We start from the raw sequence: 26499 nt of genomic DNA, 5'->3' as shown, positions 1-26499 counted from the left end.
CGCGGATCAATAGGCACCGGACTTCTTGAAGGATTCGATCGCCGAGCGCAGCGCGCCTTCGTCGTCCTTCGAGAGATCCTTGGTGTCTTCGATGCGCTTGATGAGGTCAGCGTGGCTGGTCTTCAGGTTGTCGCGCAGGCCCTTCTCGAACGACAGCACTTGCTTGACGTCGAGATCGTCGAGGTAGCCGTTGTTCGCGGCGTACAGCGACACGGCCAGTTCCCAGACCTGCAGCGGCTGGTACTGCGGCTGCTTCAGCAGTTCCGTCACGCGGCGGCCGCGCTCGAGCTGCTTGCGGGTCGCTTCGTCGAGGTCCGATGCGAACTGCGCGAATGCGGCCAGTTCACGGTACTGCGCGAGGTCGGTACGGATACCGCCCGACAGCTTCTTCACGACCTTCGTCTGAGCGGCGCCGCCGACGCGCGACACCGACACGCCGGCGTTGATTGCCGGGCGGATGCCTGCGTTGAACAGGTCGGTTTCCAGGAAGATCTGGCCGTCGGTAATCGAGATCACGTTCGTCGGAACGAACGCGGTCACGTCGCCAGCCTGCGTTTCGATGACCGGCAGTGCCGTCAGCGAGCCGCTCTTGCCCTTCACTTCGCCGTTCGTGAACTTCTCGACGTACTCTTCCGACACGCGAGCAGCACGCTCGAGCAGACGCGAGTGCAGATAGAACACGTCACCCGGGTATGCTTCACGGCCCGGCGGGCGGCGCAGCAGCAGCGAGATCTGACGGTATGCCCAAGCTTGCTTGGTCAAGTCGTCGTAAATGATCAGCGCGTCTTGGCCGCGGTCGCGGAAGTATTCGCCCATCGTGCAGCCGGCGTACGGTGCGAGGTACTGCATCGCTGCCGAATCCGAAGCCGAAGCGGCGACGACGATCGTGTATTCCATCGCGCCCGTTTCTTCGAGCTTGCGAACCACGTTCATGATCGACGAAGCCTTCTGGCCGATCGCGACGTAGATACAGATCAGGTCCTTGCCCTTCTGGTTGATGATCGCGTCGAGCGCCACCGCGGTCTTGCCGCACTGACGGTCGCCGATGATCAGCTCACGCTGGCCACGGCCGATCGGCACCATCGCGTCGATCGACTTGATGCCCGTCTGCACCGGCTGCGACACCGACTTACGCCAGATCACGCCCGGGGCGATCTTTTCGATCGCGTCGGTCAGCTTCGCGTTGACCGGGCCCTTGCCGTCGATCGGGTTGCCGAGCGCATCGACCACGCGGCCGACGAGTTCCGGACCAACCGGGACTTCGAGAATGCGGCCCGTCGTCTTGACGATGTCGCCTTCCGAGATGTGTTCGTATTCGCCGAGAATCACCGCGCCGACCGAGTCGCGCTCGAGGTTCAGCGCGAGGCCGAACGTGTTGCCCGGAAACTCGAGCATTTCGCCCTGCATCACGTCCGACAGGCCGTGGATACGCACGATACCGTCGGTCACGGAGATCACGGTGCCCTGGTTGCGAACGTCTGCGCTCGCTTCAAGGCCCTGGATCCGGCTCTTGATCAGCTCGCTGATCTCAGAGGGATTGAGTTGCATTATTCGCTCCTGATAGTCAATTCTGTTGCGTGCCGGCGTGGCGCTCAGGCGGTCAACGCAGCCTGCATCGATGCGAGGCGCGCGCGAACCGAGGTGTCGAGCACTTCGTCGCCGACCGTCACGCGCACGCCGCCGATCAGCGACGAATCGACTTCGACCGTCGGCTTCAGCTTGCGCTTGAACTTGCGTTCGAGGCCAGAGACGAGGCTTTCGAGATCCGCGCCGTTCAGCGGGAACGCGCTCACGATCTCGGCGTCGGCTGCACCTTCACGTTCGTTCTTGAGCGCCTCGAACTGCTCGGCGATTTCCGGCAGCAGCGCGATGCGATGATTGTCGACCAGCATCTGCACGAAGTTCTTCGCTTCGGCGCCGGCCGCGACCGGCGACTTCACCGCAGCAAGCAGCAACTCGGCTACTTGCGTGCGCGTCACCTTCGGGCTCGACGCGACCGACAGCACTTCCGGCAGACGCGCAACCTGGGCCAGCTCTTGCACGAGCGTGGACCAGGCGGCGATGTCACCTCCCTCGGCCACGCGGAACAGCGCTTCTGCGTAAGGGCGGGCGATGGTTGCAAGTTCGGCCATGATCAGAGCTCGGCTTTCAGTTGATTCAGCAGTTGGGCGTGGGCCGTTTGATCGACTTCGCGCTTCAGGATCTGCTCGGCGCCCTTCACGGCCAGCGCGGCGACTTCGCCACGCAGCGCTTCGCGCGCCTTCACGATTTGCTGTTCTGCTTCCGCTTTCGCCTGGGCGACGATGCGGGCGGCTTCAGCCTGGGCGTTGGCCTTGATTTCCTCGGCGACCGCCTGGGCACGCTTTTCAGCGTCGGCGATGCGCTGCTGGCCGTCGTTGCGGGCCTGCGCGAGTTCCTGGTCCACGCGCTTGTGCGCTGCGTCGAGTTCCGCCTTGCCCTTCTCCGCGGCTGCGAGGCCGTCGGCGATCTTCTTCGAACGTTCGTCGAGGGCGTTGATCAACGGCGGCCACACGAATTTCATCGTGAACCACGCGAGGACCAGGAACACGACCATTTGCGCAAACAGAGTTGCGTTGAGATTCACGGTGTTTCCTTATCTGCTATTCCGGAAAAATGAAACGGTAAGGCGCTCATCGAGTTGCATTCGATCAGCGCCCCAAGTCTCCGTTCCGCCCTGCGCCGGCTCACGCCGGTCGCATATTTCCGAGGAACCTTAGCCTGCGACGAGCTTCGACAGGAGCGGGTTCGCGAACGCGAACAGCATTGCGACACCAACGCCGATCAGGAATGCAGCGTCGATCAGGCCGGCCAGCAGGAACATCTTCGTTTGCAGCGGGTTGATGAGTTCCGGCTGACGTGCGCAGGCTTCGATGTACTTGCCACCCATCAGCGCGATACCGATACAGGCGCCGATTGCACCCAGGCCGATGATGATGCCGATACCGATGGCGGTCAGACCCTGGATGTTGGCGATGTAAGCTTGCATGATCACTCCTTTGTGAAAAGACTTGGAACTGAGATTTAAAAAACTAAAACGGAAACTCTTTTTTGCACGCCGCGCTTAGTGCTTGTCGTGCGCTTGGCCGAGATACACCAGCGTCAGCATCATGAAGATGAATGCCTGCAACAGAACAATCAGGATGTGGAAGATTGCCCAGACGCTACCCGCGATCACGTGACCAACGAAGCCGAGGAACGTTGCGTCGCCACCGAAGCTCCACATGCTGCCGAGCAGGGCGATCAACAGGAACAACAGCTCACCCGCGTACATGTTGCCGAACAGCCGCATGCCGAGGGAGACGGTCTTCGCGAGATATTCGACGATGTTGAGCGCGAGGTTAGGGATCCACAGCAGCGGGTGGGCACCGAACGGGGCCGACAGCAGCTCATGCACAAAGCCGCCCGCGCCCTTGATCTTGATGCTGTAGTAGATCATCAGGACGAACACGCCGAGCGCGATGCCGAGCGTGCCGTTCAGGTCGGCCGTCGGGACGATGCGATGGTGGGAAATCACGTCCGACAGACCGAGCAGGCCGATCACGCGGCCCGGCAGGTCGACGGGGAGGAAGTCGAGGGAGTTCATCAGCGCGACCCACACGAACACCGTGAGGGCGAGCGGAGCGATGAAGGTGCGGTTGCCGTGGACGATGGCCTTCGATTGATCCTCGACCATTTCGACGAGCATCTCGATTGCGCACTGGAAACGGCCCGGCACGCCCGACGTCGCCTTGCGGGCGGCCAGACGCAGCAGGAGGATCGTCACGATGCCGCACACGATCGACCAGAACAGCGTGTCGAGGTTCCAGACGTGGATGTCGAAAATCGACGTCTGATGCGAGGTGGAGAAATTCTGCAAGTGGTGCGCAATGTACTCGGACGGATCCGGACCGCGCGTGCCTTCGCTAGCTGCCATATCGTTAATGCCACCCAAATTGTCGAAAATCGTTTTGCCCCGTTCCGCAATACGCTATTGCCGCGATTGCGGGAACGGGCCGGTGCGGTTCGTTGTCGAAACCGCACGCTGCTTGTTGCTTACCGCCAGGCCAGCGCGATCCAGTACGTCTTCAGCACGACGAGGTAGGTGACGAGGAGTGCAGGCCAGTGCACGCCGGCGTAGCCGTATGCCACTGCGGCGAACATCCCGATCGTCACGCCGAGCTTCAGGGCTTCGCCCATCACCCAGCTCATCACGGTGGCCGAGCCACCTGCCTTCAGTCGTGCCACGAACAACGCGCTTGGCACCCAGCCGATCGCCCCGCCCAGAAACGCGGATTGCGCAGCGGCGCCCGGCGACTTTGAAAACAGCCACCACGCCAGCGTTGCAACCAGGGACAAGACCACCTGCGCGATCACCACCTTGTAGGGGGTCACGCGCGACGGCTTGCTCACGTCCGGACCGAACAACCTCTCGGCTTCCGTCCGCGTGAGCGGAACGATGTTGTTATCTTGCTGCTCGGCATCCCAGTCGTCGTCATCGGACTCGCGCCGCTCGCCGGCCGCTGAAGCGGTGCGTTGCGCTCGGTGATCATCGTGCCTGTCGTTCGGCGCCTGACCCGCCATCGCAATCTTCCGCAAAATCCTTGAACCCGGCCCCTGCTTTCCGAAAGCTTTCAGGGGTGCCTAGCTAACAAATCCGGGCGATTGTAAGCGATAGTTGCAAGTGATTCAAGGCTTTAGACGCGACAAAAACCTGCGTAAAACGACGCCTCATCATGTGAAAAACGCGCGAATCCACGACGTACGATGACAGTTGTAAGGTCGCTTTTTTGCACCGGTATTTCTTGCCCGAAAAAGTCCGGCGACGAGGCAATGACGTGGCATCGACGCCTGGTGCGGGCGACACCGGCGCGACGCGTTTGCAGCAGGAATTCCGCTGTGACGCGATCACGGATAATGATCCGGCGCAGCGATGCGAAGGAGAGGAAATACTGTGACCACCGCGACGAGCGCGATGCGTGAAATACGCTCGCACGCGAGCGCGTCGATGCCAGCAATCAGTTGTTGTGCCACCACAGTCGATCGACTGTGGATCGCCGCACTTATCAACAGCCCCCGGTTTCTCACCCACTGCGAATGCTGTGCCCCACCCCGTCAAGCTTGCAGCACGCCTGCACCGCAGGCGGCCGCATCGCTTAACCGCGCACGAGCAACCACGCACCCAATGCCGCGCTCACCAGCGCGAACGGGATCGACACGAGGTGAAACGGCAGCCACATGCGCGGCTCCTTCGCGAGACGCACCGCGATCAGGTTCGCGAGCGAACCGATCGCGAAACCGAAACCGCCGACCGATACGCCGAACGCGAGCGCCCGCCAGTCGCGCGTGAATTCCGACAGCAGGATCGCCGCCGGCACGTTGCTGATGCCCTGCGACAGCACCGCGCCTGCCGCGAACACGCGCAGCGGCGAATCGAGGTGAGTCCGCGCGATCGCGTCGTGCACGACGGGCAACGCGGCCGCGCTGCGCAGCACGACGAACATCAGCACGAAGATCAGCAGCAGCAGCCAGTCGATCTTCAGGACTGCATCACGTCTCGCCACCAGCAGCGCGATCACGACGGCAATCAGGCCCGGCACGGGATGGTGCGCATCGGCGAGCAGCACGAACGCACCGAACAGCACCGCCGCGAGCAACGCATGCAGGCGCTGGACGGGGACGGCCTGGACGTCTCCAGACAGATCGAGCGGCTTCGCGCGAAACGCACACGCCGTCAGCACGAGCAGCAGCGCCATCAGCGCCAGCGCGAGCGGCCCGAGCGTGACGACGAAGCGGCCGAACGACACGCCGCTCAATTGCCACAGGAACAGGTTCTGGGGATTGCCGAGCGGAGTCGCGACGGACCCCGCATTGACGGCCAGCGCGACCACGATCACGAGCCGCCGGAAAGGCAGCGGCGTCAGCAGGCGCAGCGACACCATCAGCGGCACGACGACGAACAGCGCGACATCGTTGGTGAGCCACATCGCGAGCGCCGCCGCGAACACGACGAGCAACATCGCCAGCCCGCGCTCGGAATGCACGTGATGCACGATGCGATGCGCGAGCCACATCAGGCACCCGGACAGCTCGAGCGCCTTGGTCAGCATCAGCAGACCCGCGAGCGTCGCGACGGTCTGCCAGTCGACGAGACCGGCCAATGCGGCAATTGGTTGCGGACGCAACAATTGAAGAATAATCAGTGCAAGCGCCAGTACCGCCAGCACCGGCTCCTGCATCAGCCATCCGAGCCATCGGCGCGGCGCTGCCGCGCCCATGTTCTCCGTCAATCGCACCTCGTTACTCTTCCGTCGCGACGTTGCCGCGAAGGCGCGCGAGAATGCCCTCGAGCGCGTCGAGGTTGCCGAAGTCGATCAGCACCTGCCCTCGCCCGCGGCGGCCGAGCTTGATCTTCACCGTCGACGCGAGCAGGTCGGACAACTCTTCCTCGAGACGGCGCGTGTCGCGGCCGCCGTCATCCTTCGCGCGCGCCTTCACCGCCGGCGCTTCCTTCGTCGTGTGCGCGACCAGCTTCTCGGTCTCGCGCACCGACATGCGCTTGTTGACGACCTGATGCGCGAGCGTGATCTGCGTCGCGGCGTCGACCGCGAGCAGCGCGCGCGCGTGCCCCATGTCGAGATCGCCGGCCAGCAGCATCGTCTGCACTGGCGAAGCGAGGTTCAGCAGGCGCAGCAGGTTCGATACCGCGCTGCGCGAACGGCCGACCGATTCGGCCGCCTGTTCGTGCGTGAAACCGAACTCGTCGAGCAGACGCTGGATACCGTGCGCCTCTTCCAGCGGGTTCAGGTCCTCGCGCTGGATGTTCTCGATCAGCGCCATCGCCGCGGCGGCCTGATCGGACACGTCCTTCACGAGCACCGGCACTTCGTCGAGGCCAGCCAGGCGTGCCGCGCGGAAACGCCGCTCGCCTGCGATGATCTCGTATTTGTCAGACGAAATGGGGCGTACCAGGATCGGCTGCATCACGCCTTGCGCGCGAATGCTGGCCGCCAGCTCCTGCAGGCTGCCTTCGTCCATCCGCGTCCGCGGCTGGTACTTGCCGGCCTGCAGCTTGCCGAGCGCGAGCGTGTTCGGTGCCCCTTCGATCTTCACCGCTTCGGTGATGTCCGCACTGCCGCCGAGCAGCGCTTCGAGGCCACGTCCCAAGCCCTTCTTCTTTGGTACCGCGTTCATGTCTTTCTTCCTCGCTTCGCTCATGTCCGGATCACGACACCTCGAACGCGCGCACGCGATCGATCATCTCGGCACCGAACTGGAGATACGCCTGCGCACCGCGCGAATTGCGGTCGAACACGACGCCCGGCAACCCGTAACTCGGCGCTTCCGCGAGGCGCACGTTGCGCGGAATCACAGCGTCGAACACCTTGTCGCCGAAGTGCGCTTTCAGTTGATCGGAGACTTGCTGCTGCAGCGTGATGCGCGGATCGAACATCACGCGCAACAAGCCGATGATCTTCAGGTCGCGATTCATGTTCGCGTGGACCTGCTTGATCGTGTTGACGAGATCCGACAACCCTTCCAGCGCGAAGTACTCGCACTGCATCGGGATCACGACGCCGTGCGCCGCGCACAGCCCGTTCAGCGTCAGCAGCGACAGCGTCGGCGGGCAATCGATCAGCACGAAGTCGTAGTCGTCGGCCACATGCTCGAGCGCGGCCTTCAACCGACGCTCGCGGTTGTCGATGCTGATCAGTTCGATCTCGGCACCCGACAGCTCGCGGTTGGCCGGCAGCACGTCGTACGTGACGCCCTCCGGACGCACGCGCGCGTCCGTCACCGAGACGCCGTCAACCAGCACTTCGTACACGGTCGACTCGCAGGCGGCCTTGTCGATCCCGCTACCCATCGTCGCGTTGCCCTGCGGGTCGAGATCGATCAGCAGGACTCGTTGCTCCTGCGCTGCAAGGCTTGCGGCGAGATTGACCGATGTCGTCGTCTTGCCGACGCCCCCCTTCTGGTTCGCAACGCAGAAGATCTTTGCCATCGTTGGTGTGTTCCCTTTACCTTCAAACAAACAGCGCGCTACCGCGCGCCTTCAATTCGCCTCGTCGACGGTGACCTCGATCAGATGCCGTTCGGCATCGAGCATCGGCACCGCCAGCCGCATCGTCTGCTTTACGCGACTGCCTTCCGGCAGCCGTGCAATTTCGTCGTCCGGGTGGACACCCTTCATCGCCCAGATCGATCCGCCGGGCGCGACGAGATGTCGAGCAAGTTTAACGAAGTCGGATAGATCCGCGAAGGCGCGGGATACGATCATGTCGAATTTTTCCGGCACTTCGACACCCGGCTGCAGCGATTCGACCCGCCCGGTGACGACCGACAGGTTCGCGAGCTTCAGCTCCGCACGCGTCTGAGTCTGGAATGCAGACTTCTTCTGCACGATATCGTTCAGCGTCACTTGCCAGTCCGGCCGGACGATCGCCAGCACGATACCGGGCAACCCGCCGCCCGAACCCACGTCGAGCACGCGCGCCGATGCACGGTCGCGCAGATGCGGAACGATGGAGAGTGAATCAAGAATGTGCTGGATCAGCATCTGCTTCGGGTCGCGGATCGCGGTCAGGTTGTAGACCGCGTTCCACTTGCCGAGCAGCGCGACGTAATCGAGCAGCTGGTTGCGTTGTGTATCCGTCAATGCGATGTCGAGCGCGGCCGTGCCGTCGACGAGCATTTGTTCAAGTACGTCCCGATTAACCGCCGGCGCGCGACGCGCCGTCATTGTTGCGTCGGGACGGTGCCGTCCCCCTGCTCGGTCGCCTCTGCGGCAGTGCCATTACGACGGCCGAGGCCACGGCGCTTCAGGTGCACCATCAGCAGCGAGATCGCAGCCGGCGTGACGCCCGAGATCCGCGATGCCTGGCCGATCGTTTCCGGCCGGAACTCGTTGAGCTTCTGGCTCACTTCGAACGACAGGCCGCGCACCTCGCGATAGTCGATACCGTCCGGCAGGCGCGTGTTCTCGTTCGCATCGTTGCGCTCGATCTCGCTCGCCTGGCGTTCGATATAGCCCTGATATTTGATACCGATCTCGACTTGCTCCTTGATCTGCTCGAGCAGCACCGGATCGTCGGCCAACGGCTCCGCCGGACCGCATTCGCCGCCCTTCAGGCCGCACACGCCGTCGTAGCTGATACCCGGGCGACGCAGCAGCTCCGCGAGGCTGTACTCGTGATCGATCGCCTTGCCGAGCAGCGCGGTCGCCTCTTCCGGCGGAAGCGTCTTCGGCGTGACCCATGTCGACTTCAGTCGTTCGGTTTCACGTGAAACAGCGTCGCGCTTCCGGCTGAACGCATCCCAGCGCACGTCGTCCACCAGGCCCAGCTCGCGGCCGATCTCGGTCAGGCGCATGTCCGCATTGTCTTCACGCAGGCTCAAACGATACTCGGCACGGCTCGTGAACATCCGGTACGGCTCGGCCACGCCACGCGTGACGAGGTCGTCGACCAGCACGCCCAGGTACGCCTGGTCTCGACGCGGGCACCATGCGTCCTTCTCCTGCACGTAACGGCCTGCGTTCAGACCGGCCAGCAGCCCTTGAGCGGCCGCTTCTTCATAGCCTGTCGTGCCGTTGATCTGGCCCGCAAAGAACAGCCCGTTGATCGCCTTCGTCTCGAGCGATGCCTTCAGCGCGCGCGGGTCGAAGTAATCGTATTCGATCGCATAGCCGGGGCGCAGGATGTGCGCGTTCTCGAGGCCGCGCATCGAGTGCACGAGTTCGAGCTGCACGTCGAACGGCAGGCTCGTCGAAATCCCGTTCGGATAGAACTCGTTGGTCGTCAGCCCTTCCGGCTCGAGGAAGATCTGGTGCGATTCCTTCGACGCGAACCGGTGGATCTTGTCCTCGATCGACGGGCAGTAACGCGGGCCGACACCTTCGATCACGCCTGTATACATGGGCGACCGGTCGAGGCCGCCGCGAATGATGTCGTGCGTGCGCTCGTTCGTATGCGTGACCCAGCACGGCAACTGCTGCGGATGTTGCTCCGCACGGCCCAGGAACGAGAACACCGGGATCGGATCGAGGTCGCCCGGCTGCTCGTCCAGCTTCGAAAAATCGATCGAGCGGCCGTCGATACGCGGCGGCGTACCGGTCTTCAGGCGGCCCTGCGGCAGCTTCAGCTCCTTCAGACGCGCCGACAGCGACACGGCCGCCGGATCGCCCGCGCGACCGCCCGTGTAATTGTTCAGGCCGACGTGGATCTTGCCGTCGAGGAAGGTACCCGCGGTCAGCACCACCGCGCGTGCGCGGAAGCGGATGCCGATCTGCGTGACGGCGCCCACCACGCGGTCGCCTTCGACCATCAGATCGTCGACGGCCTGCTGGAACAGCCACAGGTTCGGCTGGTTCTCGAGCCGATGGCGGATCGCAGCCTTGTACAGGATACGGTCGGCCTGCGCACGCGTCGCGCGCACGGCCGGGCCTTTCGACGAATTCAGGATCCGGAACTGAATACCGCTCTCGTCCGTCGCAGCGGCCATCGCGCCGCCGAGCGCATCGACTTCCTTGACCAGATGGCCCTTGCCAATACCGCCGATCGACGGATTGCAGCTCATCTGCCCGAGCGTTTCGATGTTATGGGTCAGCAGCAGCGTCTTCGCACCCATACGGGCCGATGCCAACGCGGCCTCCGTGCCGGCGTGCCCGCCGCCGACGACGATGACGTCAAATTCTGTGGGAAAAAGCATGGTGGATTCCGCGCGCAGGACTGCGCACGAACCTATCTGAGAAATGTATGGGCCGAATTATAGCGGGTTCGGTTTTCACCCGAAGGCCGTCCGAATGGTAGGGACCGTTCATTTAGCCGGTTTTTTTCGGCCGATCGGCCGAGCTGTACCGCCTGGCGCGGCCTTGGCGGCGCTGGCACGACCTCGACGCACATCGTCAAGCTGTGCAAAACCGAGGACCTGGTAGCGGCTCGTGAACCGACATCACCGTGGCATCACAGTATTTCCGGTGAATCGCCCGACACTTATCCCCTGTGGCGCCCGCCCCTCGGGCGGCCGACCACTATCGCGCATGCAACGCTCAATCCCCTGTGCAACCCGACGCGATGGGTCCGCACTCTCATCACAGTGCTTCCGCTGGTTGCTCCGGCACTTATCCCCACACTCGATTCAACGTCACGTCGCCCTCCTCCGAAAACAAAAACGGCGTGTTTCACGTGAAACACGCCGCGCGTTTCCCGCCCACCGCCTCACCCATCAAGCCGTTTTCTTCGCCAGCCCCAGATACGTTTCGATTACCTGCGGATTCTGTGCCAGCTCGGCAGCCGGCCCTTCCAGCGCAAACTCGCCGGTCTCCAGCACATAGCCGTAGTCCGAGATCTGTAGCGCGGCCCGCGCGTTCTGCTCGATCAACAGCGTCGCGACGCCCGTGCCACGCAACGCGCTGATGATATGAAAAATCTCTTTCACGATCAGCGGCGCCAGCCCGAGGCTCGGCTCGTCCAGCATCAGCAGGTCGGGCTTACCCATCAGCGCGCGGCCCACCGCAAGCATCTGCCGTTCGCCGCCCGACAGCGTGCCGGCCGCCTGCTTGCGCCGCTCCTTGAGCCGCGGAAACAGCGCGAACACATGATCGAGCTGGTCGAGGAAGTTCGACTCACCCGCGACCTTGCGGCGATACGCGCCGAGCACGAGGTTGTCCTCGACGGTCATCGTGCTGAACAGCTCGCGCTTTTCCGGCACAAGGCACATCCCGCGCGCGACGCGCTGCTCGACGGGCAATGCGCCTACGTCGTTACCGCGGTAAACGATCGCGCCCGACGCGTGCCCGGTCACCGGCAACGCGCCCATGATCGCGTTCAGCAGCGTCGACTTGCCGGCTCCGTTCGGGCCGATCACGCTGACGATCTGCCCTGCGCCGACCTTGATCGCCGCACCGTGCAGCGCCTCGACCTTTCCGTACCGCACCGCCAGCCCGCGTACCTCGAGAATCGGCATCGTCGTGTCCGTCATCACTCCACCCCGCCCAGATACGCTTCGAGCACCGCCGGATCCTGCTGCACGTCCTGCGGCAGCCCTTCCGCGATCCGCGTGCCGAATTCCATCACCACCAGCCGGTCAGTGAGGTTCATCACGAAATCCATGTCATGTTCCACGAGCAACACGCTCATCCCTTCGGCCTTCAGGCGCCGCAGCAGGTCCGCGAGCTGCTGCTTCTCCTGGTAGCGCAGCCCGGCCGCCGGCTCGTCGAGCAGCAGCAGCGTCGGATCGCAGCACAGCGCGCGCGCGATTTCGAGAATCCGCTGCTGGCCAAGCGCGAGGCTGCCCGCTTCGTCGTACATGTGCTTCTCCAGCCCGACGCGGCGGATCTGTCGTGCCGCTTCAGCCAGCAGCTGCGCTTCCTCATGTGCATTGAGCCGCGCGATGCTGCGCCAGACGCCCGTATGGCCGCGCAAATGCGCGCCGATCGCGACGTTCTCGAGCACCGTCATCGTCGGCAGCAGCTTCACGTGCTGGAACGTCCGGCCGATCCCGCGGCGGACGATCTGGCGCGACGTGAGCCCGTTGATCCGCTCGCCGCGGAACGTGATCGTGCCGCCGGTCGGCTGCAGCACGCCGGTCACGAGGTTGAACGTGGTCGACTTGCCCGCGCCGTTCGGGCCGATCAGGCCGACGATCTGCCCCGCTTTCACGTCGAAACTGACGTCGTTGACGGCCACCAGCCCGCCGAACTGCTTGCGCGCGTTGTCGACCACGAGCAGCGGCTCGCCCGCCACCGGCTTCGCGCGCTGCGGCAGCGGGTCGGCATGGTCGGGCACATGTGCGCGCGGCCCGCGTGGAAACAGCTTCGCGACGAACGGCCATACCCCCTGGCGCGCGTACTGCAGCAACAGCACCATCAGCACGCCGAACACGATGATCTCGAAGTTGCCTTCCGAGCCGAGCAGCTTCGGCAACAGCGTCTGCAGGTAGTCCTGCAGCACGGTGAGGATCGCCGCACCGAGCACCGCGCCCCATACGTGCGACACGCCCCCGACCACGGCCATGAACAGGAATTCGATCCCGTGGTTCAGGCCGAACGGGGTCGGGTTCACCGCGCGCTGCAGGTGCGCGTACAGGAAGCCCGATACCGCGGCGAGCACGGCCGCGTAGGTGAAGATCACGACGCGCATCCACGCGGTGTTCACGCCCATCGCTTCGGCCATCACGCCGCCGCCGCGCAGCGCGCGGATCGCGCGGCCGGGCCGGCTGTTGAGCAGGTTCTGCACCGACACGATCGCGGCCAGCACGACGGCCCAGATCAGGAAGTACAGGCTGCGGCCGCTGCCGAGCTCGATGCCGAACAGGTTCAGTGCCGGAATCCCGTTGATCCCGTCGTACTTGCCGAGCAGCTCGAGGTTGCCGAACAGATAGAACAGCGCGAGCCCCCACGCGATCGTGCCGAGCGGCAGGAAATGCCCGGACAGGCGCATCGTGACCGCGCCGAGCACCAGCGCGACGAGCGCCGTAAGCACGACACCGACGATCAGCGCGAGCCACGGCGACACGCCGTATCGCGTGGTCAGGAATGCGGTCGCATACGCGCCGATGCCGACGAACGCGGCCTGCCCGAAGCTCGTCATCCCGCCGACGCCCGTCAGCAGCACGAGCCCGATCGCGACGATCGCGTAGAGGCCGATGTAGTTCAGCAGCGTGATCCAGTATTCGGGCACCTGCAGCGCGCCGGGCAGCACCGGCAGCGCGAACAGCACCACGAGAAACACCCAGAAGGTCTTGTTGCGTACCATCGTCTTCATCGCGTCACTCCTCTTCCTCTTCCGCATGCGGCGCCGCGAAACTGCGCCACAGCAGCACCGGGATGATCAGCGTGAACACGATCACTTCCTTGTACGCGCTCGCCCAGAACGACGAATACGATTCGAGCACGCCGACCAGCAGCGAGCCGGCGGCCGCGAGCGGATAACTGACCAGCCCGCCGATGATCGCGCCGACGAAACCCTTCAGGCCGATCAGGAAGCCGGAGTCGTAATAGATCGTCGTCAGCGGACCGACGAGGATGCCGGACAGCACACCGAGCCCGGCCGCCAGCGTGAATGCGAGCCGCCCTGCTTCGGTCGTGCCGATGCCGACCAGCCGCGCGCCGAGCCGGTTCACCGACGTCGCGCGCAGCGCCTTGCCGGCGATCGTGCGGCCGAAGTACACATAGAGCGCGCCGATCAGCACCAGCGCGGTCACGACCACGAGGATGCTCTGCATCGACACCGTCATGCTGCCGACCGACAGCGACGCATCCGCGAAGCCGTTGGTGCGCGAGCCTTCAGCGCCGAACATCACGAGCCCGAGGCCGACCATCGCGAAATGGACGGCGACCGACACGATCAGCAACAGCAGCGTCGTGCCTTCGGCGATCGGCTGGTAGACGAGCCGGTAGACGAACGGCCCCATCGGCACGACGATCGCGAGCGTCAACGCGATCTGCGCAAGCATCGGCAGCGGCTGCGCGGCAAAGCTGCGCGTGATAGCGAACACCGCGAGCGGCAGCAGCACGTAGCGGCTGCCGAGCGTCGCGAGCGTGCGGCCGAGTTGATGGCGGCGTTCGCGATGGCGGACCAGGCCGCCGACTTCCAGCAGGAAGCATGCGATGCCCATCACGAACAGCAGCCAGCAGGTGGCGGGAAATTTCTGCGCCTGCAACGCCGCAAGCGTGAGCGCACCGTAGGCGACGAATTCGCCCTGGGGAATGAAGATCACCCGCGTGACGGAAAACACCAGCACGAGCGCCAGCGACAGCAATGCATAAATGGCGCCGGTCGTGATGCCGTCTTGCGCGAGGATCGCCGCAATCGAGAGATCCATACGTTTCGTGTATCGAGAATGCTGCGGAGAAACGGCGACGGGAACGGCCCGCGCGCGGACGGCAAGACCGGGGGTCAGGCGTCGCGTTGCGGGCTTCCCGGCATTCCATGCGGCGCGAGCACGGATCGCCGCGCCGCCGACGGCGCGCACGGCACCGTTCGCGCCGCGCACGCCGGTTTCACGTGGTGCTTACTCGGCCTGCAGCTTCCACTTGCCGTCGACGATCTGCACCATCACGCGCGCCCGCGTGTCGAAGCCGTTGTGATCGGTCGCCGTCGTGTTGATCACGCCGTGCGACACGGGCAGGTCCTTCACGCTCTCGAGCGATGCGCGCAGCGCCTCGCGGAACGCCTCGGTGCCCGGCTGGCCCTTCTTCAGCGCATCGGGAATCGCACGCTGCAGCAGCAGGCCCGCATCCCATGCATGGCCGCCGAAGGTCGCCAGCGAACCGGCCCCGTACGCCTTTTCGTATGCGGCCTTGTAGCCGAGCGCCGGCTTCTTCACCGGATTCGAATCGGGCAGCTGGTCGGTCACGAGCACCGGGCCGGCCGGCAGGATCTCGCCTTCGCAATCCTTGCCGCACACGCGCAGGAAGTCGTTGTTCGCGACGCCGTGCGTCTGGTACACCTTGCCCTTGTAGCCGCGCTCCTTCAGCGTCTTGGCCGGCAGCGCGGCCGGCGTGCCCGAACCGGCGATCAGCACCGCGTCGGGATTCGAGCCCAACAGCTTCAGCACCTGCCCCATCACCGACGCGTCGGTGCGGTTGAAGCGCTCGTTCGACACGAGCTTCAGGCCGTTCTTCTCGGCCGCCGCGCTGAACGTCTTGTACCAGCTGTCGCCGTACGCATCGGCGAAGCCGATGAAGCCGACCGTCTTCACGCCGTGCTTCGCCATGTAGCCGGCGATCGCGTCGGCCATCAGCTGGTCGTTCTGCGGCACCTTGAACATCCATGCGCGCTTCGCGTCCATCGGCGAGATGATCTGCGCGCTCGCCGCGAGCGAGATCGTCGGCGTCTTGCCCTGCGACACCGGATCGAGCATCGCGAGCGAGTTCGGCGTGACGGACGAGCCGATGATCGCGTCGACGTGATCCTCGTCGATCAGCTTGCGCACGTTCTGCACCGCGCGGCTCGTGTCGGACGCATCGTCGAGCACGATGTACTGGACGCTCTTGCCCGCGATTTCCTTCGGCAGCAGCGCGATCGTGTTCTTTTCCGGAATCCCGAGCGAGGCGGCCGGCCCGGTGGCCGACAGCGTCACGCCGATCTTCACCTGCGCCGACGCCGTGGCCGCCGCACCCACGAGGCCCGCGGCAAGCAGAACCTCCATCCATCGATTCATCTTCATTTACGTTGTCTCCAAACGCTGCTCGAAAAATCCGTGGGTCGCTCGGGCGGCTCCCGGTCCTCAAACAAGTTAATAAATTAACTATCTCGCCGTACCGCGTCTACGCTCGTTTTCCCGTGAAACGCCGGCGTCGCAATCGAGCCCCGGCGATCGCACGCACGCCCGCGCCGCGGCGCGTTCCGAAACGGTCGTTCGACCGCCACGATGCGCGGCAGCAATGTCGTCACGATGAAGGGAACGGAGAAACGCAGCGTTGCGCAAGACGCGATCGATGCGAACGCAACGATCGCGGGAAGGTCGGCTGGCCGAGCCTGGTTCGGCTCCGCAAGCGCGCGGCACACGATCGGAAAACCGGCGGTTCATGCGCATCCGAACGACGCGTCGGATGCGAACGCAACGACCGGAGAAGCCGCCGTGCCGGGCAATCGCTCCAGAACGCGCATACCGTCCGCAGGACGGCTCGTGAAAGCCCGGGCATACCGATGCACCGCCGCCCCCGAACGAGCGGCGCCAGCCGCCCTTCGCACCCCGATCCATCGTCCCGCGCTTCTCATCCAACCGCACTCCCTCTTCTGCATTTTGCTTGTAGGAGAACTGCCGACTATTTTCCCGACCGCACGGTCGGCGAAAGCTGAGTGTAACGGACGCTTTTTGCGCACGCCAACCGGGTAAGCCCGGACGGCATGCGCGTGGCTGTGCGCCAGCGACGATCGACCGGCAGGATTGGACGAAAACGGGGGGACGGGATGAAACGCGAGCGATGCGAGATGAGGTGAGGCGGAAACGGGCGCGGGAAACGCGGCGCCACTCGCCTGCACCATCAATGGAAATTCGCGCACACAAATGAAAAAGCGCTGTTGGATTCCGTCCAACAGCGCTTTGGGGTCCGGGCACTTTGTGCCTCGATTGTCTCCTCGTTCTCCACCTGCAAATTCGTTTCGCGGTGCATCAGAACTGAAACGAAGATTAAAGGACCTTTCACCCTGCGACAACTTAGCATTTACCCCTATGGTGCATCGCCGCACGAAAATGGGGCACCAGCCTTGCCGCGCGGCACCGTGCCGACGCCGCCGCGACGCCCTTCCCGGCCGCGCCGGATGGTGCTTCGCATCAACGCGTCGCCACGCCGCGGCGCGCTGCAATCAGGACGGCCTGAGCGTCTTGACCCGTGCGACCATCTCGCCGACGATCCCGCGCCGGAACGCAAGCACGCATGCGATGAAGATCAGCCCGGTGACGATCGTCGCCGATTCGCCGAGCGAGTGGAACCAGCCGATGCCCGTCATCGACGCGAGCCATTCGCCGATGTCGCCGAGCCGGTCCTCCAGCGCGACGATCAGCGCCGCGCCGAGCAGCGGCCCGAACAGCGTGCCCATCCCGCCGACGAGCGTCATCAGCACGACGAGGCCCGACATCGTCCAGTACGCGTCGGACAGCGTCTCGAAGCCGAGCACCAGCACCTTCAGCGAACCGGCCAGCCCCGCGAGCCCGGCCGACAGGATGAACGCGAGCAGCTTGAAGCGGTCGGTGTCGTAGCCGAGCGAGATCGCGCGCGCTTCGTTTTCCTTGATCGCGACGAGCACCTGGCCGAACGGCGAGTGCACGATGCGCACGATGAACGCGCACGCCGCGACGATCACCGCGAGCACGACGTAGTAGAGCGCGACGTCGTTCGACAGGTCGACGACCCCGAACAGATGCCCGCGCGGCACGCCCTGCAGGCCATCCTCTCCGTGTGTGAACGGCGCCTGCAGGTAGATGAAGTAGACCATCTGCGCGAACGCGAGCGTGATCATCGCGAAGTAGATGCCCTGCCGGCGGATCGCGAACAGGCCGACGACGAGCCCGAGCAGCGTCGCGGCGAAGGTGCCGACAAGCACGCCGAGCTCCGGCGTGAAGCCGAGCGTCTGGATCGTATAGCCGGTCGCGTAGCCGGCGGTCGCGAGGAACATCGCATGGCCGAACGACAGCAGCCCCGTATAGCCGATCAGCAGGTTGAACGCGGCCGCGAACAGCGCGAACGTGAGCACCTTCATCACGAACACCGGATACGCGCCGATGAAGGGGGCGGCGAGCAGTGCGGCGAGCAGCACGCCGTAGAGCACTTTTCTCTGCATCATTTTTCCTTGCCGAACAGGCCAGCCGGGCGGATCAGCAGCACGATCGCCATGATCACGAACACCACCGTGGCCGACGCTTCCGGATAGAACACGCGCGTGAAGCCCTCGATCACGCCGAGCATCAGCCCGGTGATGATCGAGCCGAGAATCGAGCCCATCCCGCCGATCACGACCACCGCGAACACGGTGATGATCATCGGCTGGCCCATCAGCGGCGACACCTGGATCACCGGCGCCGCGAGCACGCCCGCGAATGCCGCGAGCGCGACGCCGAAGCCGTAGGTGAGCGTGATCATCATCGGCACGTTCACGCCGAACGCCTCGACGAGCTTCGGGTTCTCGGTGCCCGCGCGCAGATAGGCGCCCAGGCGCGTCTTCTCGATCACGAACCAGGTCGCGAGACACACCGCGAGCGACGCGACGACCACCCACGCGCGGTAGTTCGGCAGGAACATGAAGCCGAGATTGGTCGCGCCGGACAGCTGCGACGGCACGTCGTACGGCTGGCCGGACGACCCGTAGACCGAGCGGAACACGCCTTCGACGACGAGCGTGAGGCCGAACGTGAGCAGCAGCCCGTACAGGTGATCGAGCTTGTACAGCCAGCGCAGCATCGAGCGCTCGACCAGGATCCCGAACGCGCCGACGATCAGCGGCGCGAGCGCGAGCATCGCCCAGTACGGCAACCCGAAATACGACAGCCCCATCCACGCGAGCATCGCGCCCAGCATGAACAGCGCGCCGTGCGCGAAGTTGATCACGTTGAGCAGCCCGAAGATCACCGCCAGCCCGAGGCTCAGGATCGCGTAGAACGAGCCGTTGACGAGCCCGAGCAGCAACTGGCTCAGCATCGCCGGCAACGGAATGCCAAAGATTTCCATCGACTTAGCCGTCCAAATGAGTTTCGTTGCGTGCGCAACCGTCTTGCCGTCGCGCACGCGGGCGGTGCCGCGGCCACATCGCTGCGGCCGCGCCCGCGCTTACTTCCATGCCGCGCAGCGCGTCTCCTGCTTGGTCGTGAACGCCTGCTCGCCCGGAATCGTCGCGAGCACCTTGTAGTAGTCCCACGGCTCCTTCGATTCCGACGGCTTCTTCACTTCCATCAGGTACATGTCGTGAATCATGCTGCCGTCCTGGCGGATGTAGCCCTTCGCGTAGAAGTCGTTGATCTTCGCCTTCTTCAGCTCGGCCATCACCTTGTCGGAGTCGGTCGTGCCGGCCGCCTGGACCGCCTTCAGGTAGGTCGTCACCGACGAGTAGTCGGCCGCCTGCAGGCTCGACGGCATCTTCTTCATCTTGCCGAAGTAGCGCTGCGCCCACTGGCGCGCCGTCGCGTCGCGGTTCCAGTACCAGCTGTCGGTCAGCACGAGGCCCTGCGTCGTCTCGAGGCCGAGGCTGTGCACGTCGTTGATGAACATCAGCAGCGCGGCGATCTTCATCGTCTTCGTGATGCCGAACTCCTTCGCGGCCTTGATCGAGTTGATCGTGTCGCCGCCCGCGTTCGCGAGGCCGAGGATCTGCGCCTTGGACGACTGCGCCTGCAGCAGGAACGACGAGAAGTCCGACGCGGACAGCGGGTGTCGCACCGTGCCGAGCACCTGGCCGCCGCTCGCCTTCACGACGTCCGACGTGTTCTTCTCGAGCGCCTTGCCGAATGCGTAGTCGGCGGTCAGGAAGAACCAGCTCTTGCCGCCCTGCTTCACCACCGCCGACCCGGTGCCCTTCGCGAGCGCCATCGTGTCGTATGCGTAGTGGACCGTGTACGGCGTGCACTGCTCGTTGGTCAGCGTGTCGGCGCCCGCGCCGATGTTGATGTAGACCTTCTTCTTTTCGGCCGCGACCTGGTTCATCGACAGCGCGGTCGCGGAGTTCGTGCCGCCGACCAGCAGGTCGAGCCCGCCGCGGTCCATCCATTCGCGCGCCTTCGACGCGGCGATGTCCGCCTTGTTCTGGTGATCGGCATAGACGACCTCGATCGGCTTGCCGAGCACCTTGCCGCCGAAGTCGGCGACCGCCATCCGGATCGCCTCGAGGCCGCCCTGCCCGTCGATGTCCGCGTACAGCCCCGACATGTCGGTGATGAAGCCGATCTTCACGCTATCCGCGGCGTGTGCGGCGCCGGCGGTGAACGCTGCGGTCGCGACCGCCAGACACGCGTGTGCGAGGGTCTTCATTTTCATTGACGTCTCCTGTTGTTCTGATGCGTTGTGGTTGTTCGTAGGCCGCCACGGCTAGCGGCAAGGGAAACGGGGCGGCGTCACACCCCGAGCAGGTCGTGAAGGATCGGCATCTTGCCTTCCAGTTCGGATGAGCGGAAATGCTCGACGATGCGGCCATGTTCCATCACGTAGAAGCGGTCGGCGAGCGGCGCGGCGAAGCGGAAATTCTGTTCGACCATCACGACCGTGTAGCCGCGCGCCTTCAGCGCGACGATCATGCGCGCGAGCGCCTGCACAATCACCGGCGCGAGGCCTTCGGAAATTTCATCGAGCAGCAGCAGGTTCGCGCCGGTGCGCAGGATCCGCGCCACCGCGAGCATCTGCTGCTCGCCGCCGGACAGCCGCGTGCCCTGGCTCTGCCGGCGCGACGCGAGGTTCGGGAACATCGCGTAGATCTCGTCGAGCGACATCGCGTGCTCGCGCGGGCCGATCGGCGGCGGCAGCATCAGGTTCTCCTCGCACGACAGGCTCGAGAAGATTCCGCGCTCCTCCGGGCAATAGCCGACGCCGAAATGCGCGATGCGGTGCGTCGCGAGGCCGATCGTCTCGTTGCCCGAAACCTTGATCGAGCCGCTGCGCCGGCCGGTGAGGCCCATGATCGCGCGCAGCGTCGTGGTGCGGCCCGCGCCGTTGCGGCCGAGCAGCGTGACGACCTCGCCGCGATGAACGCTCAGGTCGACACCGTGCAATATGTGGGATTCCCCGTACCAGGCCTCGAGGCCCGTGATCTCCAGCGCGGGCGTGCCGCTCTCGACGCCGCTCAATTCGCGTTCCTCCCGTTCGCTGTGCTTCATGCGTGCGCCCCCGCGAGCGCCGCATCGGCGCTGCCCATGTAGGCCTCGATCACCAGCGGATTCTTCGACACTTCCGCATACGAGCCCTCGGCCAGCACTTCGCCGCGTTGCAGGACGGTGATCGTGTCGGAGATGCCCGCGATCACGTTCATGTTGTGCTCGACCATCAGGATCGTGCGGCCGCTCGCCACCTTCTTGATCAGCGCGGTCACGCGATCGACGTCCTCGTGGCCCATCCCTTGCGTGGGCTCGTCGAGCAGCATCAGTTCGGGTTCCATCGCGAGCGTCGTCGCGATCTCGAGCGCGCGCTTGCGGCCGTATGCGAGTTCGACCGTCGGCACGTGCGCGAAATCGGTGAGGCCGACCTGCGTGAGGAGATCCATCGCGCGATCGTCGAGGCGCCGCAACGTGCGCTCGCTGCGCCAGAAGTGGAATTCAGTCCCGAGCGCGCGCTGCAGGCCGATGCGCACGTTCTGCAACGCTGTCAGGTGCGGGAATACCGCCGAGATCTGGAAGGAACGGATGATGCCGCGCCGCGCGACCTGCGCGGGCCGCTCGTCGGTGATGTCGATGCCGTTGAAGACGATCTGGCCGGCCGTCGGTGTCAGGAATTTGGTCAGCAGGTTGAAGCAGGTGGTCTTGCCCGCGCCGTTCGGTCCGATCAACGCATGGATCGCGCCGCGCCGCACACGCAGGTTGACACCGTTCACGGCGGTGAAGCCCCTGAATTCCTTCGTCAATCCGCGTGTTTCGAGAATCGTGTCGCCGAGAATCATGTTCCCTTCCGTACGAAGTCAGGCGAAGCACCGGGAAGATTCGCGCAAGCGACCGCGAACAAGTCCGCGGATCTGCGGGCTGCCCCCGGGGCGCCGTATTACGCCTCGAGGGTGGTCTCCCGCGCCGACGCGTATGCACACTGCGCAACATTGTCGCGCCGTTGGTGCAGTGCAATCATCGGGATTTGCACTTATAGGGCTGGCGGCCATATCGGGCGCGGCTGAGCGCAAATTTTCGACGCGCTTTTTTGACGCGCGCATCATCGAGGTGCGCATGCTCGCATCGGACGTGCCTGATTGAACGCAGGCATGTGACGCTGCGCGTCATGTCGTCGCGCAAAAAAAGCCGCGTGACATAAGCGATAAGCGAGTGGGCGAAGCAATTGCCGTGCGCATCGCCGCGCCCGTGTCATTGTGATGCTCGCGCGTCACCTTTGCTTCGCATAGCGAAACAGCGGGTGCTCGGATGACAGCCCGCTGTCGCGCGTGTCAGCGTGGCGTCACGCAGCCGTCATCGTCGCGTCCGTTCGCACCTGCGTCGCGTCACGCGTCGCGCGTCGATCGGCGCGAATCATGTCGCTTGCGCGCTCGGCGATCATCAGCGTAGGCGAATTCGTGTTGCCCGACGTGATGAACGGCATCACCGATGCGTCGACGATCCGCAGCCCGGCGATGCCGCGCACGCGCAGCCGGCTGTCGACGACGGCACGCGCGTCGTCCGCGCGCCCCATCCGGCACGTACCGACCGGATGGAAGATCGTCGTGCCGACCGCACCCGCCGCTTCGATCAGTTCGGCTTCGGTCCGGTATCGCTCGCCCGGCAGGATCTCCTCCGGACGGTAGCGCGCGAGCGCCGGCGCGGATGCGATGCGGCGCGTGAGACGCAGCGCGTTCGCGGCGACCTGGCGATCGTGGTCGGTCGACAGATAGTTCGGTGCGATCGACGGCGCCACGCCGGCATCGGGGCTCGCGATATGCACGCTGCCGCGCGAACTCGGCCGCAGATGGCAGACGGACGCCGTAAAGGCGTTGAAGCTGTGCAGCGGCTCGCCGAAGCGCTCGAGCGACAGCGGCTGCACGTGATATTCGAGATCGGGGCGCGTGAGCGCGGGATCGTCGGGATCGGATTTTGCGAACGCACCGAGCTGCGACGGCGCCATCGACATCGGCCCGCGCTGCAGCAGCGCGTATTCCGCGCCGATCATCAGCTTGCCCCACCAGTGCGCGGACAGCGTGTTCAACGTGCGCACGCCTTCGACGCGAAACGCCATCCGCAGTTGCAGGTGATCCTGCAGGTTCTCGCCGACGCCCGGCAGGTCCTGCACGACGTCGATGCCGAGCGCCTGCAGCCGTGCGCCCGCACCGATGCCCGACAGTTCGAGCAGCTGCGGCGAGTTCACCGCGCCGGCGGTCAGCAGCACTTCGGCGCGTGCGTGCGCGACGTAGTCGGTGCCGCCGCCGCGATACTCGACGCCGACCGCGCGCCGCCCGTCGAAGATCACGCGCTGCGCATGCGCGCCGGTTATCACGGTCAGGTTCGGGCGCGTCATCGCGGGGCGCAGGAACGCCTTCGACGTATTCCAGCGCACGCCGCGCTTCTGGTTCACCTCGAAATAGCCGACCCCGCTGTTGTCGCCGCGGTTGAAATCGTCGGTCGCCGGGATGCCCGTCTGCTGCGCGGCCTGCGCGAACGATTCGAGGATCTCCCAGCGCAGCCGCTGCTTCTCGACGCGCCAGTAGCCACCTGCGCCGTGTGCGTCGCTCGCACCCGCGTGGTGGTCCTCGCTGCGCTTGAAGATCGGCAGCACGCTGTCCCACGACCAGCCCGCGTCGCCGGTTTCCTGCGCCCAGCTGTCGTAATCCTCGCGCTGGCCGCGCATGTAGATCATCCCGTTGATCGACGAGCAGCCGCCGAGCACGCGACCGCGCGGATACGACAGTGCGCGGCCGTTGAGCGCCGCCTCCGGCTGTGTCTTGTACAGCCAGTCCGTGCGTGGATTGCCGATGCAGTACAGATAGCCGACCGGGATGTGGATCCAGTGATAGTCGTCCTTGCCGCCCGCTTCGAGCAGCAGCACGCGGATCTCGGGATCCTCGGTCAGGCGGTTCGCGAGCACGCAGCCTGCGGTGCCCGCGCCGACGATCACGTAATCGAATTCGCCCTCGAGCGTGCGTTGAGTCGTCACGACGTGTCTCCTGTCGACCCGAGTTAGCGCTTTAGCGCTTACTCGGGTCCCATGCTTTGCGGTCGACCCGAGTTAGCGCTTCAGCGCTTACTCGGGTCCCATGGCGTGGTTGGATGAAGTTGGCGCTTCAGCGCTTACTCCATCCCCACGGCGGTCGACCCGAGTTGGCGCTTTAGCGCTTACTCGTGCCCCGTGCTTTGCGGTCGACCCGAGTTAGCACTTCATCGCCTACTCGTGCCCCATGCAAAGCGCATTGTTGTGTCCCGCGCGGCGCAATCCCGCGCGTAGTTTTCAGCATAGTGCGTCGCGGGCGACGCGATCGATGAAGCGTACTCCGCCTGCCGTCCACCAATCCAATGAGTTATGCTGAACTGCGTTATAAGCTGCGCTCATATCACGACGATGGATCTCACCCTGCTCCGTGCGTTCGCGACGGTCGCCCGCGAAGGCAACCTGACGCGCGCCGCCGTGCAGTTGCACCTGACGCAGCCGGCCGTCAGCCTGCAGATCAAGCATCTGCAGGAAACGCTCGGCGTCACGCTGTTCACGCGCACGTCGCGCGGGCTCGCGCTCACACGCGACGGCCAGACGCTGCTGCCGCACGCGGAGCGCGCGCTGGCCGCAGCCGCCGACGTGCAGCGCGCCGCTGCCGCGCTGCGGCACGAGGTGCGTGGCCGGTTGCGGATCGGCACGATTCTCGACCCCGGTTTCCTGCGGCTCGGCGGCTTCCTGCGCGCGCTGGTCGAAACCCATCCGCAGATAGAAACCGCGCTGCGGCACGGGATGTCCGGCTGGGTGCTCGAGCAGGTGCGCGCGCGGGCGCTCGACGTCGGCTACTACATCGGCCGGCCCGGCGAGGACGAGCCGCGCGACGACACGCTGTTCCACACGGTCACGCTCACGCGTTTCCAGTACCGCGTGCTCGCGCCGGCCGGCTGGAAGGAGCGCGTGCAGCGCGCGCACGACTGGCGCGCGCTCGCCGCGCTGCCGTGGATCTGGACGCCGCCGGCGTCCGCCCATCACCGGCTGCTGTCGCGGCTTTTCGCGGCGGCCGGCGCGCAGCCGGTGAAGGTCGCCGAGGTCGACCAGGAGCAGTCGATGCTCGATCTCGTGAAATCGGGGATCGGGTTGACGCTCGCGCGGGACTCGACCGCGCTGGCCGAAGCGCACGCGCACGCGCTGACGATCGTCGAACGCGTGACGGTGCCGACCGAGCTGACCTTTGTGGCGCTCGTCGAGCGGCGCGACGAACCGGCGATCGCGGCCGCGCTGCGGCTGATCGAGACGCAGTGGGCGATATGAGCGTGGCTGATGTCGGTGTGACGGGTCGTGCAGTGGACTTTTACGCCTGACGCTTCCTGCTATTCCTGTTCCTCTCGTCACTGCTCCTCTGCATCCCTACATCCCTACATCCCTGCATCCCTGCATCCCTGCATCCCTGCATCCCTGCGTCTGCGGCGTCTGCGGCGTCTTTGGCGTCTTTGGCGTCTCCGGCGGATCTTGCGAATCACAAATCGCCAACACACCCGCGCATAACCAGCGAAATCACATACGAGCCCCAATCGCCCGCTCCGAGTCGCGCTGCCGCGCGCCAGTCGCTCGTCACGCCACCATCCCAGGCTTTTTGCTAGATTGTCCGTTCGCACACCGCGAGACCCCTGATTGAAGGAGACCCGCATGGCCCGCAACATCGAGATCAAAGCCCGCGCCCGCGAATTCGACCAGCTGCGCGAACGCGCCGCGATGCTCGCAACCGAAGCACCGCTCTTCTACCGCCAGCAGGATTTCTTCTACGACGTGCCGCGCGGCCGGCTGAAGCTGCGCCGCTTCGAAGACGGCACGCCGGCCGAGCTGATCTTCTACCAGCGCGACGATCGCGACGGTCCGAAGGCGTCGTACTACACGCGCAGCCCTGTGACGAACCCGGACGCGATGCACTCGCTGCTCGCGACCGCGCTGACCACGCGCGGCATCGTGACGAAGGAACGGCACGTGTACCTCGTCGGCCGCACGCGGATCCACCTCGACCGCGTCGACGGCCTCGGCGACTTCATCGAACTGGAAGTGGTGCTCGGCCCCGACGACGACGAAGCCGGCGGCGAAGCCGAGGCGCATGACGTGTTCGCGAAGCTCGGCGTGGCGCACGAGGATCTCGTCGCGGTCGCGTACGTCGACCTGCTGAACGCCGACGCGCAATCCGAAGCGGCCTGATCGAGCCCTATCCGCGGCGGCGC

Annotated in this window: 24 protein-coding genes; 2 read left to right on the top strand and 22 right to left on the bottom strand. The window is 65.0% G+C overall.

Going from position 1 to position 26499, the window contains the following annotated elements; translation table 11 throughout:
* Positions 1-6: 6 nt before the first annotated feature.
* The 22 genes from atpA to PL79_RS10715 form a co-directional block, all read right to left on the bottom strand.
* Positions 7-1548: a F0F1 ATP synthase subunit alpha gene (atpA, locus tag PL79_RS10815; protein WP_014895499.1), complete on the bottom strand. Its 1542-nt coding sequence runs from the start codon at positions 1546-1548 to the stop codon at positions 7-9.
* Between the two features lie 44 nt (positions 1549-1592).
* Positions 1593-2132: a F0F1 ATP synthase subunit delta gene (locus tag PL79_RS10810; RefSeq protein ID WP_014895498.1), complete on the bottom strand. Its 540-nt coding sequence runs from the start codon at positions 2130-2132 to the stop codon at positions 1593-1595.
* A 2-nt stretch (positions 2133-2134) separates the two neighbouring features.
* The gene (locus PL79_RS10805; protein WP_006477283.1) at positions 2135-2605 is read right to left on the bottom strand and encodes a F0F1 ATP synthase subunit B; all 471 of its coding nucleotides are present in this window, start codon (positions 2603-2605) and stop codon (positions 2135-2137) included.
* Between the two features lie 129 nt (positions 2606-2734).
* On the bottom strand, positions 2735-3007 hold the full coding sequence (gene atpE / locus PL79_RS10800) for a F0F1 ATP synthase subunit C (protein WP_021160442.1): 273 nt from the start codon (positions 3005-3007) through the stop codon (positions 2735-2737).
* Positions 3008-3082: 75 nt separating this feature from the next.
* Complete coding sequence (atpB, locus tag PL79_RS10795) at positions 3083-3934, bottom strand: F0F1 ATP synthase subunit A (protein WP_039351439.1); 852 nt, start codon at positions 3932-3934, stop codon at positions 3083-3085.
* A 119-nt stretch (positions 3935-4053) separates the two neighbouring features.
* A complete protein-coding gene (locus tag PL79_RS10790; RefSeq protein ID WP_044845236.1) occupies positions 4054-4581 on the bottom strand; it encodes an ATP synthase subunit I in 528 nt (175 codons plus the stop codon).
* A gap of 324 nt (positions 4582-4905) precedes the next feature.
* On the bottom strand, positions 4906-5031 hold the full coding sequence (locus PL79_RS36865; RefSeq protein ID WP_268906925.1) for a hypothetical protein: 126 nt from the start codon (positions 5029-5031) through the stop codon (positions 4906-4908).
* Positions 5032-5153: 122 nt separating this feature from the next.
* Positions 5154-6275: an SLC13 family permease gene (locus PL79_RS10785; protein ID WP_044845235.1), complete on the bottom strand. Its 1122-nt coding sequence runs from the start codon at positions 6273-6275 to the stop codon at positions 5154-5156.
* Between the two features lie 22 nt (positions 6276-6297).
* The gene (locus PL79_RS10780; RefSeq protein WP_006482728.1) at positions 6298-7191 is read right to left on the bottom strand and encodes a ParB/RepB/Spo0J family partition protein; all 894 of its coding nucleotides are present in this window, start codon (positions 7189-7191) and stop codon (positions 6298-6300) included.
* A gap of 31 nt (positions 7192-7222) precedes the next feature.
* Positions 7223-8002: a ParA family protein gene (locus PL79_RS10775; RefSeq protein WP_044845234.1), complete on the bottom strand. Its 780-nt coding sequence runs from the start codon at positions 8000-8002 to the stop codon at positions 7223-7225.
* A gap of 51 nt (positions 8003-8053) precedes the next feature.
* Positions 8054-8740 carry a 16S rRNA (guanine(527)-N(7))-methyltransferase RsmG gene (gene rsmG / locus PL79_RS10770; protein ID WP_044845233.1) on the bottom strand — a complete coding sequence of 229 codons (687 nt, stop codon included), beginning with the start codon at positions 8738-8740 and terminating at the stop codon, positions 8054-8056.
* Entirely contained in the window at positions 8737-10707 is a 1971-nt protein-coding gene (mnmG, locus tag PL79_RS10765; RefSeq protein ID WP_044845232.1) for a tRNA uridine-5-carboxymethylaminomethyl(34) synthesis enzyme MnmG, read from the bottom strand. Before mnmG ends, rsmG begins: the two co-directional genes overlap by 4 nt.
* Before the next feature lie 516 nt (positions 10708-11223).
* Positions 11224-11979 (bottom strand): ABC transporter ATP-binding protein, encoded by a 756-nt coding sequence (locus tag PL79_RS10760; RefSeq protein WP_044845231.1) that lies wholly within the window; start codon positions 11977-11979, stop codon positions 11224-11226.
* A complete protein-coding gene (locus tag PL79_RS10755) occupies positions 11979-13763 on the bottom strand; it encodes a branched-chain amino acid ABC transporter ATP-binding protein/permease (RefSeq protein WP_052664664.1) in 1785 nt (594 codons plus the stop codon). Before PL79_RS10755 ends, PL79_RS10760 begins: the two co-directional genes overlap by 1 nt.
* Before the next feature lie 4 nt (positions 13764-13767).
* Positions 13768-14823, bottom strand: a complete 1056-nt coding sequence (locus PL79_RS10750; RefSeq protein WP_044845230.1) for a branched-chain amino acid ABC transporter permease — start codon at positions 14821-14823, stop codon at positions 13768-13770.
* Between the two features lie 189 nt (positions 14824-15012).
* The gene (locus tag PL79_RS10745) at positions 15013-16170 is read right to left on the bottom strand and encodes an ABC transporter substrate-binding protein (protein ID WP_044845229.1); all 1158 of its coding nucleotides are present in this window, start codon (positions 16168-16170) and stop codon (positions 15013-15015) included.
* Positions 16171-17312: 1142 nt separating this feature from the next.
* Positions 17313-18287: a branched-chain amino acid ABC transporter permease gene (locus PL79_RS10740; RefSeq protein WP_044845249.1), complete on the bottom strand. Its 975-nt coding sequence runs from the start codon at positions 18285-18287 to the stop codon at positions 17313-17315.
* The gene (locus PL79_RS10735; protein ID WP_044845228.1) at positions 18287-19171 is read right to left on the bottom strand and encodes a branched-chain amino acid ABC transporter permease; all 885 of its coding nucleotides are present in this window, start codon (positions 19169-19171) and stop codon (positions 18287-18289) included. The genes PL79_RS10740 and PL79_RS10735 overlap by 1 nt, the downstream gene beginning before the upstream one ends.
* Before the next feature lie 99 nt (positions 19172-19270).
* Complete coding sequence (locus PL79_RS10730; RefSeq protein ID WP_044845227.1) at positions 19271-20470, bottom strand: ABC transporter substrate-binding protein; 1200 nt, start codon at positions 20468-20470, stop codon at positions 19271-19273.
* A gap of 77 nt (positions 20471-20547) precedes the next feature.
* Positions 20548-21303: an ABC transporter ATP-binding protein gene (locus tag PL79_RS10725; protein ID WP_044845226.1), complete on the bottom strand. Its 756-nt coding sequence runs from the start codon at positions 21301-21303 to the stop codon at positions 20548-20550.
* On the bottom strand, positions 21300-22079 hold the full coding sequence (locus PL79_RS10720; protein WP_040142748.1) for an ABC transporter ATP-binding protein: 780 nt from the start codon (positions 22077-22079) through the stop codon (positions 21300-21302). Before PL79_RS10720 ends, PL79_RS10725 begins: the two co-directional genes overlap by 4 nt.
* Positions 22080-22579: 500 nt before the next feature.
* Positions 22580-24265 carry a GMC family oxidoreductase gene (locus PL79_RS10715; protein ID WP_044845225.1) on the bottom strand — a complete coding sequence of 562 codons (1686 nt, stop codon included), beginning with the start codon at positions 24263-24265 and terminating at the stop codon, positions 22580-22582.
* 402 nt (positions 24266-24667) lie between these two features.
* Here PL79_RS10715 and PL79_RS10710 point away from each other — a divergent pair, with 402 nt between their 5' ends.
* Both PL79_RS10710 and PL79_RS10705 read left to right on the top strand, forming a co-directional pair.
* Positions 24668-25567, top strand: coding sequence for a LysR family transcriptional regulator (locus PL79_RS10710; protein WP_044845224.1), 900 nt, complete (start codon positions 24668-24670; stop codon positions 25565-25567).
* A 375-nt stretch (positions 25568-25942) separates the two neighbouring features.
* Positions 25943-26476 carry a class IV adenylate cyclase gene (locus PL79_RS10705; RefSeq protein WP_044845223.1) on the top strand — a complete coding sequence of 178 codons (534 nt, stop codon included), beginning with the start codon at positions 25943-25945 and terminating at the stop codon, positions 26474-26476.
* Positions 26477-26499 lie beyond the last annotated feature (23 nt).

The sequence above is a fragment of the Burkholderia sp. USMB20 genome (genome assembly GCF_000949135.2).
In the GTDB taxonomy this organism is placed as follows: domain Bacteria; phylum Pseudomonadota; class Gammaproteobacteria; order Burkholderiales; family Burkholderiaceae; genus Burkholderia.
The sequence above is the reverse complement of the archived record's forward strand: the minus strand, read 5'-3'. Positions and strand labels throughout refer to the sequence as shown.

Excerpts from the sequence above, each read along its gene's own strand:
- PL79_RS10740 (WP_044845249.1), bottom strand. The coding sequence starts at position 18,287 with ATGCAGAGAAAAGTGCTCTACGGCGTGCTGCTCGCCGCACTGCTCGCC.
- PL79_RS10735 (WP_044845228.1), bottom strand. The coding sequence starts at position 19,171 with ATGGAAATCTTTGGCATTCCGTTGCCGGCGATGCTGAGCCAGTTGCTG.
- PL79_RS10760 (WP_044845231.1), bottom strand. The coding sequence starts at position 11,979 with ATGACGGACACGACGATGCCGATTCTCGAGGTACGCGGGCTGGCGGTG.
- PL79_RS10745 (WP_044845229.1), bottom strand. The coding sequence starts at position 16,170 with ATGAAGATGAATCGATGGATGGAGGTTCTGCTTGCCGCGGGCCTCGTG.
- PL79_RS10780 (WP_006482728.1), bottom strand. The coding sequence starts at position 7,191 with ATGAACGCGGTACCAAAGAAGAAGGGCTTGGGACGTGGCCTCGAAGCG.
- PL79_RS10810 (WP_014895498.1), bottom strand. The coding sequence starts at position 2,132 with ATGGCCGAACTTGCAACCATCGCCCGCCCTTACGCAGAAGCGCTGTTC.
- PL79_RS10775 (WP_044845234.1), bottom strand. The coding sequence starts at position 8,002 with ATGGCAAAGATCTTCTGCGTTGCGAACCAGAAGGGGGGCGTCGGCAAG.
- PL79_RS10785 (WP_044845235.1), bottom strand. The coding sequence starts at position 6,275 with ATGGGCGCGGCAGCGCCGCGCCGATGGCTCGGATGGCTGATGCAGGAG.
- PL79_RS10790 (WP_044845236.1), bottom strand. The coding sequence starts at position 4,581 with ATGGCGGGTCAGGCGCCGAACGACAGGCACGATGATCACCGAGCGCAA.
- PL79_RS10730 (WP_044845227.1), bottom strand. The coding sequence starts at position 20,470 with ATGAAAATGAAGACCCTCGCACACGCGTGTCTGGCGGTCGCGACCGCA.
- atpB (WP_039351439.1), bottom strand. The coding sequence starts at position 3,934 with ATGGCAGCTAGCGAAGGCACGCGCGGTCCGGATCCGTCCGAGTACATT.
- PL79_RS10720 (WP_040142748.1), bottom strand. The coding sequence starts at position 22,079 with ATGATTCTCGGCGACACGATTCTCGAAACACGCGGATTGACGAAGGAA.
- PL79_RS10750 (WP_044845230.1), bottom strand. The coding sequence starts at position 14,823 with ATGGATCTCTCGATTGCGGCGATCCTCGCGCAAGACGGCATCACGACC.
- atpA (WP_014895499.1), bottom strand. The coding sequence starts at position 1,548 with ATGCAACTCAATCCCTCTGAGATCAGCGAGCTGATCAAGAGCCGGATC.
- PL79_RS10725 (WP_044845226.1), bottom strand. The coding sequence starts at position 21,303 with ATGAAGCACAGCGAACGGGAGGAACGCGAATTGAGCGGCGTCGAGAGC.
- rsmG (WP_044845233.1), bottom strand. The coding sequence starts at position 8,740 with ATGACGGCGCGTCGCGCGCCGGCGGTTAATCGGGACGTACTTGAACAA.
- PL79_RS10710 (WP_044845224.1), top strand. The coding sequence starts at position 24,668 with ATGGATCTCACCCTGCTCCGTGCGTTCGCGACGGTCGCCCGCGAAGGC.
- PL79_RS10755 (WP_052664664.1), bottom strand. The coding sequence starts at position 13,763 with ATGAAGACGATGGTACGCAACAAGACCTTCTGGGTGTTTCTCGTGGTG.
- atpE (WP_021160442.1), bottom strand. The coding sequence starts at position 3,007 with ATGCAAGCTTACATCGCCAACATCCAGGGTCTGACCGCCATCGGTATC.
- mnmG (WP_044845232.1), bottom strand. The coding sequence starts at position 10,707 with ATGCTTTTTCCCACAGAATTTGACGTCATCGTCGTCGGCGGCGGGCAC.
- PL79_RS10705 (WP_044845223.1), top strand. The coding sequence starts at position 25,943 with ATGGCCCGCAACATCGAGATCAAAGCCCGCGCCCGCGAATTCGACCAG.